This is a genomic window from Oleiphilus sp. HI0079 (assembly GCF_001635105.1).
On the sequence record NZ_LWFT01001269.1, the window covers coordinates 1 to 964 of the forward strand.

1 protein-coding gene and 1 pseudogene are annotated in these 964 nt (G+C 46.3%); one reads left to right on the forward strand and one right to left on the reverse strand.

The genetic code is table 11. From position 1 onward, the window contains the following. The coding region (locus A3750_RS22270; RefSeq protein WP_197475243.1) for a deoxyribodipyrimidine photo-lyase at positions 1-284 on the reverse strand (284 nt) is incomplete at its 3' end. A gap of 277 nt (positions 285-561) precedes the next feature. Here A3750_RS22270 and A3750_RS22275 point away from each other — a divergent pair. After that, a pseudogene (locus A3750_RS22275) lies at positions 562-964 on the forward strand (hypothetical protein); the annotation flags it as partial.

The window sequence follows — 964 nt, forward strand, 5'->3', positions numbered from 1 at the left end:
AGTGGTTTCGCTAAAAATATGTTCAAGCGTTGACCTAGCGCTTCGAGTTTTGTTCGCAGAAAGAGCAGGCTTTCGGATAAAAACTGTCGACGGTGTAATCCTAACCTTTGGCAGCCATACATATCTTGTTTGAAATGAGTGGGATCGATAAAAAAACAGATGATGAGATTGTCGCACTCCATTGCAGCCCTCGAAAGTAGGCCATTGTCGTCCAAGCGCAAATCATCCGTTAACCATACAAGGCCGAGACTCGGGGTGCTGTTAGATTGTTCATCGTGTTGCATGGCTTGAGCCCCTCCTAAACGTCTTGGTTTGTCATCTACATGAATGAATACGCGCTGCTTCGCTGATCAGCTTAGTTTACCTTGGGCTCTAAAACGAGAGCGTGCTCCTCGCGATGGTAAAGGCGTGAAGCTCGTTGTAAAGAATCTTTCAAATAACTGCCTCTGAACTGTCATGCGCTGTGCTTAAGGTAAGCCTGAAATACCTACAAAGCCTTAAGTTTGATCTGATTTTCGAATCAGACATGCAGCAAAAACGATTTAGCGAGGAGACGCTATCATGACAGACAACAAGATCGATCAGAGAGTTGAAGAATCGGGGTTTCAAGATCCAGATGACAACTCATCAAACCCTTCAAATAATACGCCTTTTGACAAGGTTTTGAACGCATACGTTAGTCGACGCAAGGTTGTACAAGGCACGTTAGCGGGTTCAACAGCCGCTTTTCTAGCGCCCTCAGCCTCTGCAAAGTGGGGTTTTGGTAACGGTTACCATAAGAAAAAAAATAAGAAGCTGGTTGGCTTTAAGCCTGTTGCGATTGCAGATGTTGTTGATACCACTATGCCGACCATATCGGACGACTATGAGTATCAGGTGCTGATCCCGTGGGGTACGCCGATTGAGCCAGGTGCTACGACAGAATATAACGGCGATCCAAACAGCCGTCCCTCCTCGAAAGAGG